Genomic DNA, 14,819 nt, shown 5'->3' with positions numbered 1-14,819 from the left:
TCGGGATCGGTCGTTGTGGCTGGCCGCCGTTACTGTGCGACCCAGCCGCCGTCCATCTGCAGCATGGTGCCGGTGATCGAGGCCGCCTGATCGCCGGCCAGGTAGAGCGCCAGCGAGGCCACCTGGTCGACCGTGACGAACTCCTTGGTCGGCTGGGCGGCCAGCAGGACGTCGCGCTTGACCTGTTCCTCGGTCATGCCACGCGCCTTCATCGTGTCGGGGATCTGGCGCTCGACCAGCGGCGTCCAGACATAGCCCGGGCAGATCGCATTGACGGTGATGCCGCACTGGGCGACTTCCAGCGCGATGGTCTTGGTGAAGCCGGCGATGCCGTGCTTGGCCGCCACATAGGCGCTCTTGAACGGCGAGGCGACCAGCGCATGCGCCGAGCCGGTGTTGATGATGCGGCCCCAGCCCCGCGCCTTCATGCCCGGTACGGCGGCACGCGTCGTGTGGAAGGCGGAGGACAGGTTGATCGCGATGATCGCGTCCCACTTCTCGATGGGGAATTCCTCGACCGGCGAAACGTGCTGGATGCCGGCATTGTTGACGAGAATGTCGACCGACCCGAACGCCTCTTCGGTCTCCGCCACCATCGCGGCGATCTCATCCGGCTTGGTCATGTCGGCGGCCGAATAGCGGCACTTGACGCCGAACTCGCTCTCGATGCCGGCGCGTTCCTTCTCGATCGCCTCGGCCTCGCCGAACCCGTTGATCATCACATTGGCGCCGTTCGCCGCATAGATGCGGGCGATGGCAAGCCCGATGCCCGAGGTCGAGCCGGTGACGAGGGCTGTCTTGTTGGTGAGCATGCGAAGGGATCTCCTGTCCTGGCGGACGCTGGAAACGGTCCGAAAATCGGTGCCGCCTGCGCCGGACCGGCGCGGCAAGACCGCCGTTCGAGGCGGCCCGCCACATAGAACATGAGATCGCGCTGCGCTGCAACAAGGGGCGGCGGGCCGCCCGGGTCACCCTGTCGCAGGCCGTTCGCGTCAGTCGGCCGGAGGTGCCGCCGGCGGAGGCATGTCGCGTTCGCGCAGGATGTAGTAGCCGCCGGACAGGATGCCGATCTGCAGCGCGGTCATGGCGATCTGCAGCGCCAGCGACAGGATCAGCACGGCGATCGCGCCGAACACAGCTCCCTCGCCCATCGTCTTGGCCACAACCGACAGGACCATCTCCACGGCGCCGACACACAGGCCGGCGCCGACGGCAGCCAGCGCCATCGGCAGGCCCAGCCCCTCGCTGCGGGCGAAGGCCTCGGCAACGCCCAGCGGCTCGTCCAGCGCCGTTGCCGGCAGGATGAGGAACAGTCGCATCAGGGCCGGCAGGACGAATACGACCACAACGGCGATGGCGATGAAGAGGCTGGTCATGCCGTTCACCATCACTCTCACCAGGGTCACGAATATGAGCAGCGGCACCGCCGCGATCAGAGAAACCAGCAGCGTCTTGCCGAGATAAGCGATCTCGCGCCGGCCGAAGCTGAGGTTCACCGGGCCGGGCCGCTCGCCCAGCAGCAGATTGCGGTGCCAGGCGACGGCGATGGAGGCGTAGGAGCACACCCACACGCCCATGACCACCAGCACGACCACCTTGGAATTGGCAGCGAGCAGCATCCCGAGCACGCCGAGCACGGCGACCAGCGCATACCAGGCCCAGACGATCCGCAGGAACCCGTCGAAATCGGAAAACAATGCCTTGAACGCACCGGTGAACAGCCGGGCGGTTGTCCTTGCAAACATGGAGCCCCCTTCAAAAGACCTTCCACTTCTGCGACAGGCGGGAGCCCCAGGCAAGCCGTGATCGTGCTGCGGATGCGAAGGAATGCAGGGAATGTGCGGCCTCAATCCCGGTGGGAGCGGCTCTCGATGACCGAACGCACCGCCTTGCGGGCCTTGTCGCGGCCGGCCTCGGCCCGTCGTTCGGCCGCCCGCTCCGCTTCGGTGATCTTGAGGCCCACCCTCTCCACGAAGCGCTCGCGCGTCAGGGCATAGGCGGTGGCATGCAGCGAGGCGAACAGCCAGGTGACGATCACCATCACGCCCATCGGCACCAGCGCCGAGCGCAGCTCCGCGGCAAGGCCCGTGGCCGGCACGAACGCTTCGCCGACCAGCCAGACCAGGCCGACCCACAGCCCCGAGACCAGGGCGGCCAGCAGCGCCACGGCCAGGGCTGCGAGAACCAGCGCCCAGCCGATGCCGGCGGTCAGGCGCCAGGAGTCTCCCAGCGACATGCGGTCGTCGAGCGCGGCCGCCGGCAGCACCAGCGACAGACGCTGCACCAGCATCACCGTCAGGAACGGGCTGGCCACCAGCAGGGTGAAGCCGGCCGGCGCGATCACCGGCAGCAACAGCCCCGCGACCAGCAGCATCGGAACGAAGAAGACGCCGGACAGCACACCGAGCAGCAGCAGCTTCCAGGCGACCCGCAGGTTGCGCGCGCCGAAAGCGAGAGGAAACGCCCGCTCGCCCAGCAGGATGCGCCGCAGATAGGCAACGGCGATGGAAAAGCCGGTGGCGATGTTGGCGAGCCCCGCCAGGATGCGCAGCGCCCGTTCGCGCTCGTCGCCAGCCGCCGCGCCGGCCAGCGGCTCCATCATGTAGGAGCCGGTGGAAAAGCCCGTCGCCGGCATCAACTGACCGCTGATTGCGAGGTTCAGCACCAGCAGCAACAGCATGTAGCCCCAGCCGGCGGCGAACAGCGTTCCGAACCGGTCGCGGGCAAGATCGAGGGTCCGGCTGAGAACGACGAGCAGCATGGTCGGGCTCCCTGCCCCTTTTTAAAAATTGGCGCCCTTGAGATGCGACCTCGCACCGCCCGCGTCAAGCAGGCGCGGGCGGTGCGCTCTGCTGCGGCCTTGCGAAAGCACGTGGCGCGCCCTATTCAATCGGCGGTATCCTTGCAAGGCGGGGGCGCAGGCCTTCCGCAAGATCGGGACGATCGGCGACATGCAGAGCAACAGCCCCATCCGCGAAACGCAGGCCGGACCGGCCGCACGGCGCGTCTCGGTCCCGGTGAAGGTCGGCTCGGTCACCGTCGGCGGCGGCGCCCCGGTCGTCGTCCAGTCGATGACCAACACCGACACCGCCGATATCGACGCCACGGTCGCCCAGGTCTCCGCCCTGGCGCGGGCCGGCTCGGAAATCGTGCGCATCACTGTCGACCGCGACGAGAGCGCCGCCGCCGTGCCGCGCATCCGCGAGCGGCTGGAGCGGATCGGCGTCCATGTGCCGCTGGTCGGCGACTTTCACTATATCGGCCACAAGCTGCTGAACGACCATCCGGCCTGTGCCGAGGCGCTGGAGAAGTACCGCATCAATCCCGGCAATGTCGGCTTTCGCGACAAGCGCGACCGGCAGTTCTCCGAGATCATCGAGATCGCGCTGAAGCACGACAAGCCGGTGCGCATCGGCGTCAACTGGGGCTCGCTCGACCAGGAGCTGCTGACCCACCTGATGGACGAGAACGCCGCCAGCCCCGCGCCCGTCTCCGCCGCCGCGGTGATGCGCGAGGCGATCGTGCGCTCGGGGCTTCTGTCCGCCGCCCGGGCCGAGGAGCTCGGCATGGGCCGCGACAAGATCATCCTGTCGGCCAAGGTCAGCCAGGTGCAGGACCTCATTGCCGTCTATGCGGATCTCGCCGCGCGCTGCGACTACGCCCTGCATCTCGGCCTCACCGAGGCCGGCATGGGCACCAAGGGCATCGTCGCCTCGGCCGCCTCCATGGGCATCCTGCTGCAGCAGGGCATTGGCGACACGATCCGCGTGTCGCTGACGCCGGAGCCCGGCGGCGACCGCACCCGCGAGGTGCAGGTGGCGCAGGAACTGCTGCAGGTGATGGGCTTCCGCGCCTTCATCCCCGTGGTTGCCGCCTGCCCGGGGTGCGGCCGCACCACCTCCACCGTGTTCCAGGAGCTGGCCCGCGACATCCAGGACGACATCCGCCGCTCCATGCCGGTGTGGCGCGAGAAATATCCCGGCGTCGAGGCGCTCAACGTCGCGGTGATGGGCTGCATCGTCAACGGACCGGGCGAGAGCAAGTTCGCCGATATCGGCATCTCCCTGCCCGGCACCGGCGAGGCGCCCTCCGCCCCCGTCTTCGTCGACGGCAAGAAGGTCGCGACCCTGCGCGGGGCCGGCATTGCCGAGGAGTTCAAGGCGATGGTCGACGAATACATCCGCAACCGCTTCGGCGGCGAACGGTCCGCCGCCGAATGAGCACGCTCATGCCCGCCGCGGCTGACGCGCGCGACGTCCTCGTCGTCAATTCCCAGGTGGTGCGCGGCTCCGTCGGCGGCCGCGTCACGCTCTTCGCGCTGGAGCGGCTCGGTCACCGGGTGTGGTTCCTGCCCACCATTCTCCTGCCCTGGAACCCCGACGAAGGGCGCGGCCACCGCCACGTGCAGGACGACGAGGGCTTTGCCGCACTCGCCGACAACCTGATCAAGAGCGATACGCTGTCGCGCATCGGCGCGGTCGTCTCCGGCTATCTCGGCAGCCCCTCGCAGGCCTCCGCCGTCGCCCGCCTCGTTGCGGCGGTGCGCAAGGCCAACCCGCGCGCGCTCTATCTCTGCGACCCGATCAGCGGCGACGACGGCGATCTCTACGTGCCGCCGGAAACCGCCGCCGCCGTGCGCGACACGCTGCTGCCGCTCGCCGATGTGGCAACGCCCAATCTCTTCGAGCTGCAATGGATGAGCGGCCGCCGGATCGAGAGCGAGGCCGACACCATCGCCGCCGCCCGCGCGCTCGGGCCGCAGCGCGTGCTGGTCACCTCAGCCCCCGCCATGCGCCGCAACTCGACCTGCAACCTGCTGGTGACGCCGCGAGCCACCATCGCCGCCGAGCACGGGCTGGTGCCCAACGCGCCGCACGGCACGGGCGACCTGATGGCTGCCACCTTCACCGCCGGCCTGATGGCCGGGCTCGACGACGAAACGGTTCTGAAGCGGTCCGCAGCCACCGTGTTCGAGATGGTCGCCCGCTCGGTCAAGCGCCATTCCCGCGACCTGCTGCTCGCCGACGAGCAGTCTTCGCTCATCAATCCGATGGCGCTCGTGTCCTGCCGGCGCGTGCTCGACGCGCCGCTGCGCGCCTGAGCGGCCGGGAAGCGAAGCCCATGCTGCGGGTCGCCGGCATAGACGGCTGCCGCTCGGGGTGGATCGCGGTCCTGCGCGACCACGCGGCGCCGGATGCTCCGCCCCGCCATACGCTGCTGCAGCTCCGCGCCTTCGGTGAGCTTCTCGCCGATCCCGGCATTTCCGTCCTTGCCGTCGACATGCCCATCGGCCTGCCGGATCGCGCGGGCCTTGGCGGACGCGGGCCGGAGCGCTGCGTGCGCCCGCTGCTCGGTGAGCGCCAGTCCTCGGTCTTTTCCGTACCCTCGCGCGCCGCCGTGTTCTGCCAGGACTACGGCGAGGCCTGCGCCGCCGCGCTCGCCACTTCCGAGCCGCCGCGCAAGGTCTCCCGCCAGGCCTTCCACCTCTTCCCGAAGATCCGCGAGATCGACGCGCTGATGACCCCGGCGCTGGAGGCGCGCGTCTTCGAGGTCCACCCTGAGCTCGCCTTCTGGCGGCTCAACGGCGAACGGGCGATGAGCCTGCCGAAAAAGGTGAAAAGCGCGGCCAGCATGCCGGGCCTCGACGAGCGCATCGCCCTTTTGTGCCGCTACGGCTACGACGAGGCGTTCCTGCGCCAGCGCCCGCCCTCCGGGGCCGGCCGCGACGATCTGATCGACGCCTGCGTCAATGCGGTGATCGCCGAGCGCATCGCGCAAGGACAGGCGGCATCCTTCCCGCCCGCGCCGGAGCGCGACGCGAGAGGCCTGCGGATGGCGATCTGGGCGTAAGCAATTCCAGGACCAGAAATGCTCCGGAAATTCCGGAGACCGGGAAACGTTCGGATCAGGGCTTGGCCGGAGGCACCGGCGCATTCGGGTCAGGCGTGCCGTCGGCCGCCTGTGCCTCCTGCGAACCGCCGCCAGAGAACAGCCGGCTGAAGAACCCGCCGGACGATTTCTGCTCGGTCGGAGCGAAAGCCGTCTGCTGCGTGGCCGCATCGGTCGTCGCCGTGGGGGCGGCATCTGCCGTGGCCGTTGCGGGCGCATCCGCAGGTGCCGCATTGGTCGCGGCCACCGCGACGGGCTGGCTGGTACCGGCGGCAGGGGTCGCCTCGACCGGCGCGGCTTCCGCCGTCTCGCCGGCCTTGTCCGCCTCGCTGTTGCCGAAGAGCGCGGCGATCTGCGCGCGGCGGCGCTCCGAGCGCTCCTCCGCCTCGGCGATCTCGATGATCTTCTGGTCGTCCGTGCGCTGCTTCTTGGCGACCGCCACCTCGATGGCGTCCGGCACGTCGTATTCGGGGCACTTGGCGGTGGCACGGAAGGGCACGCCCTCAACCAACGGCACGGCGTCGAACACGTAGCGCTTCTCGCAAACGTCGATCTTCGGCGGCTGCTTGGTGACCTCGAAATGGTCGTAGCCGCTCTTCAGCATGCGCCAGAACTCGTAATGCTCCGACTTGCGGTGCTTGGCCAGGTTCTCCGCCGTCATGCGGAAGGGGAAGGCCTGCACCTGGAACGAGCGCTGGCCGCCCTTGAAGCTCTCCCGCGCCAGCGCGTAGATGTCCTGCACCTGCTGGTCGGTCATCGCGTAGCACCCGCGCGAGGAGCATGCGCCATGCACCATCAGGTGCGTTCCGGTGCGGTTGTGCGACCGGTCGAACTTGTTGGGATAGCCGAGGTTGAACGCCAGGTGATAGCTGGAGTTCGGGTTCATCAATGCCGGCGTGATCTCGTAGAAGCCTTCCGGCGCCTGGCGGTCGCCTTCCTTGATCTTCGGGCCCAGTTCGCCGGACCACTTGCAGATCTCGAAGGTTTCCAGCAGCGCATAGCGACCCGACCGCGTCTGCTTCCAGACCTCCAGGGTCGATTCTTCCTTGAAGATGCGCAGCATGATCGGGCTCGTCATCGACATGTCGAGGCCCGGCAGCTTCTGCCGGATGCTGGCGCTGATCTCGCGCAGGTGCTTGGGACCGGCGGTGATCATCTCGTCGGCCTGACAACCGGCGAGCGCGCCGGCCAGCGCCAGCGCCACAAGCGTCCTGCGGGTGTTTGTGCGAAGTCGCGCGATCCCCTGCACCATCATGCCTGTCTGCCCGAAACCTGGCCGAACCGTCGGCCGAAACCATATCCGAAACTGCGTTCGAAATCACGCCCGTGCGAACCCGTGCGCCCGCCGGCCACGGCGCCAGTATTGGTGCGCGCGCCCTGCAAGGCCAGTCACTTGGGAGTTACCCCGCCAGCGGCCTGTCCGCGGCTGCGGCCGGGAACACACCGGTTCCTGCGGCCCCTCCCTGCGGACGGTCCTCGCACTGCTTGCGCCTTGCTGACGCAAGATTCTGGCGTTTTGGCGGCAAAAGCGCGGGCCTGGCGCCCGCAGGCCTTACAGCGACCGGCCGATGGCCAGGAACTTGTCGCGGCGATGGGCGCGGATTTCCTCGCCGCTCATGCCGTCGAAACGGGCCAGCGCCTTGTCGATCACCGCGCCCGCGCGGTCGATGACGATGGCCTTGGCCCGGTGCGCGCCACCCAGCGGCTCCTCGACAATCTCGTCGATCACCTTGAGCTGGATCAGGTCCTGCGCGGTGATCTTCATGTTGGTGGCCGCATCCTGGGCCCTGGCGCTGTCGCGCCACAGGATCGAGGCGCCGGCCTCCGGCGAGATCACGCTGTAGATCGCGTGTTCCAGCATGGCGACATGGTTGGCCGTGGCAATCGCGATGGCGCCGCCCGAACCGCCTTCGCCGATGATCAGGGCAAGGTTCGCCGTGCCCAGGCCCAGGCACGCATCGGTCGAGCGGGCGATGGCCTCGGCCTGGCCGCGCTCTTCGGCGCCGATGCCCGGATAGGCGCCGGCAGTGTCGACGAAGGAGACCACCGGCAGGCCGAACCGCTCGGCCATGTGCATGATGCGCACCGACTTGCGGTAGCCCTCGGGCCGCGCCATGCCGAAATTGTGCTTGAGCCGCGCCTGGGTGTCGGCGCCCTTCTCCTGGCCCAGGATCGCCACCGAGCGGCCGCGGAAACGGCCGATGCCGGCGATGATCGCCGCATCCTCGGCATAGCCGCGATCGCCGGCCAGCGGCGTGAAGTCCTCGATCAGCCCGGTGATGTAGTCGGCCGCGTGCGGACGGTCCGGATGGCGCGCCACCAGGGTCTTCTGCCAGGGCGTCAGCCGCGAATAGAGGTCGCGCAGCGTCTGCTCGGCCTTCTTCTCCAGCCGCTCGATCTCGCCCGATATCTCGACCGCCTCGCCCGAACCCGCGACCGACCGCAACTCATGGACCTTGCCCTGCAGGTCGGCGACGGGTTTTTCGAACTCGAGGAAGCTGTGCATCGGTTTACCGGTCCAGAAAGTCTGCGGCGCGGCCTCATGCCGCCGCCGGGTCATTTGCGGCGCGACACTGGCGAGGGAGGCTGCCCCTGTCAAGTTGCCCACCGCGTCGACATGGCGTGCGCGGGGCGAAAATGCAAGCGCCGGCGGGAACGATCCGCGCCGGCGCTTGCGAAAACCGGGATGTGTCCTGTGGTTTTTTCGCCCTAGCGGGCGGCCTGGTCCTGCCCGGACTTGAAGTCGAGCTGGCGCGGCTCCACCACCAGAGTGCCGCTGTTGGTGCCCATCTCGATGCGATAGGGCACGAAGACCCGGCCGGAGCCGAGCGGAGCCAGCCAGGCTTCCATGCGGCGGTTCTCGGCCATGTACTTCACCGACTTGGTCGAGGGACGATGGCCGGCGACCGGGATCCAGCGTGCCGAGCACACCACCACCTTGCCGTCGTAGCCCTTGCCCGAGACTTCGCGGATTTCCTTGAAACCGAGCTGGATGTCGAAGCGCGTCCAGCCGTCGAAGACCGGGATGCGGCGCTCGCAGACCGAGGCGTCCGGCTGGCCCTTGGCCGCCTTGACCGGCATCAGGATGGCGCTCAGCGGGTCGACCACGTTGCGCGTGTGCTTCTTGGTGACCTCGATCCGCTCCGGGTTCGGCTTGAACTTCGGCGTCACGCGCATCGAGCGCACCTTGCCCGAGCCCTGCGCCAGATCGACGAAGAAGTCGCGGTCGGCCGCGCGCGAAGCCATCTTGTAGCTCGACGGCACCACCTTCTTGCCGGACACCCAGCCGGAGGCCTCCGCTCCGCCCTTGCCGGCGGAAAACAGCGTGCCGATGCCGGCCGGCTCCATGCCGACCTTGGCCGAATAGGCATTGGCCTGCACCACCAGCGACAGCGAGCCGCGGGCGATCTTGAAGCCCGCGACGGAGATATCGTAGACGCCGCCGAGCCGCGCGGTCTCGGCGCTTGCCGGGCCGGCGGCCAACGGCGCGACCAGGAGGGCAGCGGCGGCAAGGCCGGCGGGAAGCAGGCGGCGGATCTGGGCCCCGGAAGACGGCTGGGGCCTTGCAGACGAAAGGGAGAGCCTGGACATCGGAACCTCACACACCGCGCGGCCACGGCCGGCAGGACAACACACTCGACTTCGGCTTCGCTCCGGCGCCTTTGATCCCGCAGCCCGCTTGGGCGTCCGCGGAACCTGTCACCGCCTCCCGCCCGTGCCTTTCAGCCCGTCCCGCACCTGGCGTCCGTCGGCCGGACACGCCGTGTCGAAGAGATGGGCCGAAGCCGGATGGTTAAGCGAAAGACCGTCCCCGCGCGGTCCGGCCTGGTGCCGGTCGGTTCCCGCGGGACGGCGAACCGTTCACGCATGCATTTTCAGCCAGCACGGTAACCGCATGGTTAACGGACTGCAAATGTCCTGCATCGACCTGCGCACGCAAGGCGCTCCGCGTTGCGCCCGCGCCACGCTTGCGCTATCGGGGGGCTGCGCCATCGACGGGCCGACGCGCAAGGCGCCCCGCCCTGCCGCTTTCGCGCGATTTCGCGTGCAAGACGCCTTGACGGCGCGTCGCGCGCCCCGTATAGCAGGCCGACTTTTCGACCATTGCCGGACAATGGGCGCCGGGCCGTGCGGGTCCGCGAACGCCCCGGCAATCTCCAGCAGGGGCATCCGCCCCGTCTTGAAACGATCGGGGCTTGCTCCGAGAAGAAAGAAAAAGGTGTCCCATGGCACGCCGTTGCGAACTCACCGGCAAGGACGTGATGACCGGTAACAACGTCAGCCACGCCAACAACAAGTCGCGCCGCCGGTTCCTGCCGAACCTGTGCAACGTGTCGCTGATTTCCGACGCGCTGGGCGAGACCTACAAGCTGCGCATCTCTGCGCATGCGCTGCGCTCGGTCGAGCATCGCGGCGGCCTCGATGCCTTCCTTCTGAAGGCTGCCGAGAGCGACCTGTCGCCGAAGGCCCGCATCCTGCGCACCGAGATCAAGCGTCGCCTGGCCGCTTCGGCCGCCGCTGCGGCCTGATACGCGCCCAGGTCAGCGTCTGTCCGGCAGGCTCGCCCGCCGGACCTGATGCGACCATCGACGAACGAGCTTGCAGGAGGCGCCATGGCGCCTCTTTTCGCGTTTCCGGCATCGGCCGGGGCCGCTTCGTACCCGGCCGGCATGCGGCCGAAGGTCAGGACCCATCGACATGACGCAGACCCGCTTCGCACCGGCATCCTTCACCCTCGCGCAGGCCGTTCCCGCGGTCCTTGCCATGGCGGTCGTCGTCGTCGCCTCCAATATCCTGGTCCAGTATCCGCTGGACGCGACGCTGGGCGGACTGAACCTTGCCGACCTGCTGACCTGGGGCGCCTTCACCTATCCGGCCGCCTTCCTCGTCACCGACCTCACCAACCGCCGCTTCGGCCCGAGCGCCGCACGCAAGGTCGTGCTGGTCGGCTTCGCGCTGGCCGTGCTGCTGTCGATCTGGCTCGCGACCCCGCGCATCGCGGTCGCCTCCGGCTCGGCCTTCCTGATGGCCCACCTGCTCGACATCGCCGTCTTCGACCGGCTGCGCCGCTTCACCTGGTGGCTGGCGCCGGCCGTCTCCTCGACGCTGGCCTCGATCCTCGACACGGTGCTGTTCTTCGGTCTCGCCTTCTCCCTCGCTGCGACCCCGCTGCTCGGCTATGGCGACGAGTTCGCGACCTCCGCCGCTCCGTTCCTCGGCGTGTTTTCGCTGGAGCTGCCGCGCTGGCTGTCCTGGGCCGCCGGCGATTTCACGGTGAAGCTGCTGGTCGCCGCCGCCCTGCTCGTGCCCTACCGGCTGATGCTCGCGGTTCTGATCCCGGCCCCGGCCGGCGGAAACGCCAACCGCGCCTGATCCAGTCCAGTTCAGACAAACAAAAAGCGCGCCCTCCGGCGCGCTTTTTCGTTTTCGGGGTAGTGTTCAGGACGCTCTTTCGGAACAGCCCCCTCTCAGGATGTCATCCCGGTCAAGCGCAGCGCAGAACCGGGACCCATTGGCACCCTCGCAGGCGTGAGGCGAACAGGCCTCTCCTGCCGTCTTCCCGGGCAAGGCGTAGCCGCGACCCGGGACCGGAGATCCGCCAACCTGTCGTCAGCGCCCCCGGATCCGCCAAATCCTCCAAGATCCCGTCGCTCAAAGCGCCGGCGCGGGCAGCCCCCGGCGGGCGCAGGCCGCCTGCACTGTGTTCGCCAGCAGGCAGGCGATGGTCATCGGCCCGACGCCGCCCGGCACCGGGGTGATCGCCCCTGCGACCTCGACCGCCTCGTCGAAGGCGACGTCGCCGACGAGCCGCGTTTTGCCCTCGCCGCGCTCGGGCGCCGGCACCCGGTTGATGCCGACATCGATCACCGTCGCTCCCGGCTTCACCCAGTCGCCGCGCACCATCTGCGGCCGGCCGACGGCCGCGACCAGAATGTCGGCGCGCCGGCACAGTTCGGCGATGTCGCGCGTGCGCGAATGCGCCATGGTCACCGTGCAGTTGGCGTTCTGCAGCAGCAGGGCCACCGGCTTTCCGACCAGGATCGAACGGCCGAGCACCACCGCGTCGAGGCCGGAGAGATCCCCGCCATGCGCCTCGCTCGCCAGCATCACGCAGCCCTTCGGCGTGCACGGCACCAGGCCCGGCCGGCCGAGCACGATCCGCCCGGCATTGGTCGGGTGCAGCCCGTCGACATCCTTGGCCGGGTCGATGGCCAGCACCACCTTGTCCGTGTCGATCTGCTCCGGTAGCGGCATCTGTACCAGGATACCGTCGACCTCCGGGTCCGCGTTGAGCCGCCCCACCAGGTCGAGCAGCTCCGCCTCCGGCGTGTCCGCCGGCAGCCGGTGTTCGATCGAGCGCATGCCGCATTCCTCGGTCTGGCGCACCTTGTTGGAGACATAGACCTGGCTCGCCGGATCCTCGCCGACCAGCACCACCGCAAGGCCGGGCGTCACGCCGTGGCCCGCCTTCAGCGCGGACACCGCCTCGCGCACGTCGCCGCGCAGGCGCGCCGCCCGCGCCTTGCCGTCGATCAGCTTTGCAGTCATGGAACCTCCGGAAGACACCGTCAAAGTTGGGCAAAGTCGAGTTACTTTAGCTGCCCGCCGCCGGCGATGTCGGCAAGACGAGCGGCAATTGCATGCGCATCCGCGTCATCGCGGGCGCCAAGGACAAACGTCTTGAGCCGGGCCGTCGCCCCGGCGGTCAGCCGCACATCGCGCTTCGCAAGGCCGAGTTCCGCAGCGAGAACGGCAGCGACGGCCGCATTGGCCGCCCCCTTGTCGGCGACCGCCCGCACCCGCACGCAGAGCACGGCGCGCCCGTCTGACAGGCGCGTCACCCCGTCGATGCCGTCGCGCGCGGCGCGCGGCGTTGCCCGCACCGCAAGGCGCACCCCGTCCCGCGCCACGCTCCAGGCCGTGTCGGCGTCACCGGTCATCGCGGCAGCGGGGCGGCGCGTCGTCAGAAGACGTTGGGATAGACGTAGTAGGCCAGCACCCGCTGCAGCAGGAAGATGCCGAGCAGCAGAATGATCGGCGACAGGTCGAGCCCGCCCATCGACGGCACATAGCGGCGGATCGGCCGCAGCAAGGGTTCGGTCAGGTTGTAGAGCACCTGCCCGATCATCGCGACGAACTGGTTGCGCGAGTTGATCACGTTGAAGGCATAGAGCCAGGAGAAGATCGCGCTGGCGATGATCACCCACGTATACAGATTGAGGATGAGGAAGATCACGTCGAGGATGGCACGCATGGACGGCGGGTCTCCGGCTTGGACCGACGGGGGCTTTTACCGACGGGGGTGATTTCCCCTCATGTAGCCGCCACGCGCGCCCGCCGCAAGACTCCTCGGGGCCGCGCGCCGGGCGGCGCGCACGGCTTGTCTACAGGCTGTCCATGCGCGCCGGGGAAATGCTTGACAGGGACACCCGCCCTCTCCTAAATGCCGCTCACGCTCGAAGAGCGGGGCCGTAGCTCAGATGGGAGAGCGCTGCAATCGCACTGCAGAGGTCAGGGGTTCGATTCCCCTCGGCTCCACCAATTTCCCCCGACCACTTCATATCACCAGCAGAACGCCCGGATCGCGGTCGTTCGCGAAGGCTCGCAGGCCGGTCTTCCGGATGCGGCCGCAGTCCGTCGCTGCGGTTGCGCGCTTGCACTCCCTCGCGCAGCCGATCCCTAAAATTGTAGCGATCCGGTTCAGCTGGTGTTCATCTGGCCTCTCCTACAGGGAGGCGACAGGATGATACCCGATGCCGCATCTCGACTTCATGACCCTCTACATTCTGGTGTTTCTCAACTCGCTCGCGGTAACCGCGGTGTGGGCGGGATTCGCCTGGATGTACCGCCCGTACCCGGCGGCCCGCTACTGGCTCGCCGGGACGCTAATGACCCTGCTGGGCGGCCTCGTGCTGGCGACGCAGGGCAACGCGGGGGCGCTGGTGCCCGCCGTCCTGGGCAACACCATCGTCATTTTCGGCTTCATGCAATTCTGGATCGGCTTGCGGCGCTTTGCCGGCAAGCCCGGCGGACAGACCGTTGCCGTCGCCTTCTCGCTGCTCGCCGCAGCAGCGATGATCGCCCTGCACGACAGTGACCGCGGCCGCGCCATCGTCTATGCCTCCGGCCAGTCCGTTGTGATGCTGACCTGCCTCTTCCAGCTGCTGCGTCGCCGCATCTCCGGCATCGGCACGGTGATTGCGGCCGTCGCCTTCACGGTGGCGCTCACCGGCCAGTTCCTCGTCGTCGCCTCGAACGGCGCGGTCCTCGCCGGCGCGCTGGACTACAAGGTCTATTACGCGCTCGCCTCCTACGCCCTGCTCTGCACGGTCTTCAGCGCCACCGTGTGGAACCTCGGCTTTGCCCTGATGGCCGTCGACAGTCTTCACCGGCAGCTGAGAGGCCTTTCGGAAACGGATGCGCTGACGGGCCTGGCCAATCGCCGCGCCTTCGCGGCGCGCGCGGACCAGCTGCAGCAGCAGGCGGACACCCGTCCCTGGTGCCTGATCCTGATCGACCTCAACGACTTCAAGCCGCTCAACGACCGCTTCGGCCATCTTGCCGGCGACGGCGCGCTGAAGCATTTCGGTCAGGTCCTGGTGTCCTGCGCGCGGCCCGGCGATCTGGTGGCACGCCTTGGCGGCGACGAGTTCGCCCTGCTGCTCCCCGACACCGCCCTTGCACAGGCCGCCGCTCTGGCGCAGACGATCCGCCGCAAGGTGGCCTCCTCTCCCTTCTCACTCGGCAAGGACAGCGTACCGATGTCGGCCGCGATCGGCGTTGCAGGGTCGCAAGAGGAAACGGCGGGCCACGACCGGCTGTTCTCTCTCGCCGACGCGCGCCTTTACCAGGACAAGACGGCCTCGAAGGGCGACCAGCGCCCGCGTTCCGGGCAACTGTGGCTGCAGCTGGCCACGCAAGGCTAGAGC

15 protein-coding genes and 1 tRNA gene are annotated in these 14,819 nt (G+C 68.6%); 7 read left to right on the top strand and 9 right to left on the bottom strand.

Annotation, left to right across the window (positions count from 1 at the left end):
- Nucleotides 1-29: 29 nt before the first annotated feature.
- The 3 genes from ACVJ6E_RS17785 to ACVJ6E_RS17775 all read right to left on the bottom strand — a co-directional run bounded on the left by ACVJ6E_RS17785 (nt 30) and on the right by ACVJ6E_RS17775 (nt 2,761).
- Nucleotides 30-812 (bottom strand): 3-hydroxybutyrate dehydrogenase, encoded by a 783-nt coding sequence (locus tag ACVJ6E_RS17785; protein WP_120270107.1) that lies wholly within the window; start codon nt 810-812, stop codon nt 30-32.
- A 180-nt stretch (nt 813-992) separates the two neighbouring features.
- Nucleotides 993-1,745 (bottom strand): hypothetical protein, encoded by a 753-nt coding sequence (locus tag ACVJ6E_RS17780; protein WP_120270106.1) that lies wholly within the window; start codon nt 1,743-1,745, stop codon nt 993-995.
- Nucleotides 1,746-1,846: 101 nt separating this feature from the next.
- Nucleotides 1,847-2,761, bottom strand: a complete 915-nt coding sequence (locus ACVJ6E_RS17775; protein WP_120270105.1) for a 4-hydroxy-3-methylbut-2-en-1-yl diphosphate synthase — start codon at nt 2,759-2,761, stop codon at nt 1,847-1,849.
- Nucleotides 2,762-2,951: 190 nt separating this feature from the next.
- Between ACVJ6E_RS17775 and ispG the strand changes: the two genes are divergently transcribed.
- The 3 genes from ispG to ACVJ6E_RS17760 are packed head-to-tail and all read left to right on the top strand — an operon-like array spanning nt 2,952 to nt 5,850.
- Nucleotides 2,952-4,220, top strand: coding sequence for a flavodoxin-dependent (E)-4-hydroxy-3-methylbut-2-enyl-diphosphate synthase (gene ispG / locus ACVJ6E_RS17770; RefSeq protein ID WP_120270104.1), 1,269 nt, complete (start codon nt 2,952-2,954; stop codon nt 4,218-4,220).
- An 8-nt stretch (nt 4,221-4,228) separates the two neighbouring features.
- A complete protein-coding gene (gene pdxY / locus ACVJ6E_RS17765) occupies nt 4,229-5,101 on the top strand; it encodes a pyridoxal kinase (protein WP_245165141.1) in 873 nt (290 codons plus the stop codon).
- Nucleotides 5,102-5,121: 20 nt separating this feature from the next.
- A complete protein-coding gene (locus ACVJ6E_RS17760; RefSeq protein ID WP_120270102.1) occupies nt 5,122-5,850 on the top strand; it encodes a DUF429 domain-containing protein in 729 nt (242 codons plus the stop codon).
- A 55-nt stretch (nt 5,851-5,905) separates the two neighbouring features.
- Here the strand turns inward: ACVJ6E_RS17760 and ACVJ6E_RS17755 are convergent, their stop codons facing one another.
- From ACVJ6E_RS17755 to ACVJ6E_RS17745, 3 genes are all read right to left on the bottom strand, one after another.
- The gene (locus tag ACVJ6E_RS17755; protein WP_199681414.1) at nt 5,906-7,144 is read right to left on the bottom strand and encodes a L,D-transpeptidase family protein; all 1,239 of its coding nucleotides are present in this window, start codon (nt 7,142-7,144) and stop codon (nt 5,906-5,908) included.
- Nucleotides 7,145-7,441: 297 nt separating this feature from the next.
- Nucleotides 7,442-8,395: an acetyl-CoA carboxylase carboxyltransferase subunit alpha gene (locus ACVJ6E_RS17750; protein ID WP_120270101.1), complete on the bottom strand. Its 954-nt coding sequence runs from the start codon at nt 8,393-8,395 to the stop codon at nt 7,442-7,444.
- 203 nt (nt 8,396-8,598) lie between these two features.
- Complete coding sequence (locus ACVJ6E_RS17745; RefSeq protein WP_120270100.1) at nt 8,599-9,480, bottom strand: DUF3108 domain-containing protein; 882 nt, start codon at nt 9,478-9,480, stop codon at nt 8,599-8,601.
- A 635-nt stretch (nt 9,481-10,115) separates the two neighbouring features.
- On the opposite strand from ACVJ6E_RS17745, the gene rpmB reads away from it, so the two are divergent.
- Together rpmB and ACVJ6E_RS17735 are read left to right on the top strand one after the other, a co-directional pair.
- A complete protein-coding gene (gene rpmB, locus ACVJ6E_RS17740) occupies nt 10,116-10,418 on the top strand; it encodes a 50S ribosomal protein L28 (protein WP_120270099.1) in 303 nt (100 codons plus the stop codon).
- Between the two features lie 169 nt (nt 10,419-10,587).
- Entirely contained in the window at nt 10,588-11,262 is a 675-nt protein-coding gene (locus tag ACVJ6E_RS17735) for a VUT family protein (RefSeq protein WP_120270098.1), read from the top strand.
- 279 nt (nt 11,263-11,541) lie between these two features.
- Here the strand turns inward: ACVJ6E_RS17735 and folD are convergent, their stop codons facing one another.
- The 3 genes from folD to ACVJ6E_RS17720 are packed head-to-tail and all read right to left on the bottom strand — an operon-like array spanning nt 11,542 to nt 13,144.
- Entirely contained in the window at nt 11,542-12,438 is an 897-nt protein-coding gene (gene folD, locus ACVJ6E_RS17730) for a bifunctional methylenetetrahydrofolate dehydrogenase/methenyltetrahydrofolate cyclohydrolase FolD (RefSeq protein WP_120270097.1), read from the bottom strand.
- Nucleotides 12,439-12,479: 41 nt separating this feature from the next.
- Complete coding sequence (locus tag ACVJ6E_RS17725; RefSeq protein WP_120270096.1) at nt 12,480-12,830, bottom strand: DUF167 family protein; 351 nt, start codon at nt 12,828-12,830, stop codon at nt 12,480-12,482.
- A gap of 23 nt (nt 12,831-12,853) precedes the next feature.
- A complete protein-coding gene (locus tag ACVJ6E_RS17720) occupies nt 12,854-13,144 on the bottom strand; it encodes a YggT family protein (RefSeq protein WP_120270095.1) in 291 nt (96 codons plus the stop codon).
- A gap of 211 nt (nt 13,145-13,355) precedes the next feature.
- Between ACVJ6E_RS17720 and ACVJ6E_RS17715 the strand changes: the two genes are divergently transcribed.
- Together ACVJ6E_RS17715 and ACVJ6E_RS17710 are read left to right on the top strand one after the other, a co-directional pair.
- Nucleotides 13,356-13,431: transfer RNA gene (locus ACVJ6E_RS17715), tRNA-Ala, on the top strand.
- Between the two features lie 212 nt (nt 13,432-13,643).
- Nucleotides 13,644-14,816, top strand: coding sequence for a GGDEF domain-containing protein (locus tag ACVJ6E_RS17710; protein WP_120270094.1), 1,173 nt, complete (start codon nt 13,644-13,646; stop codon nt 14,814-14,816).
- Nucleotides 14,817-14,819 lie beyond the last annotated feature (3 nt).

This window comes from Stappia sp. G46H5W, from assembly GCF_058448995.1.
Note: the sequence above shows the minus strand (reverse complement) of the source record. Positions and strands in the feature narration are given on the sequence as shown.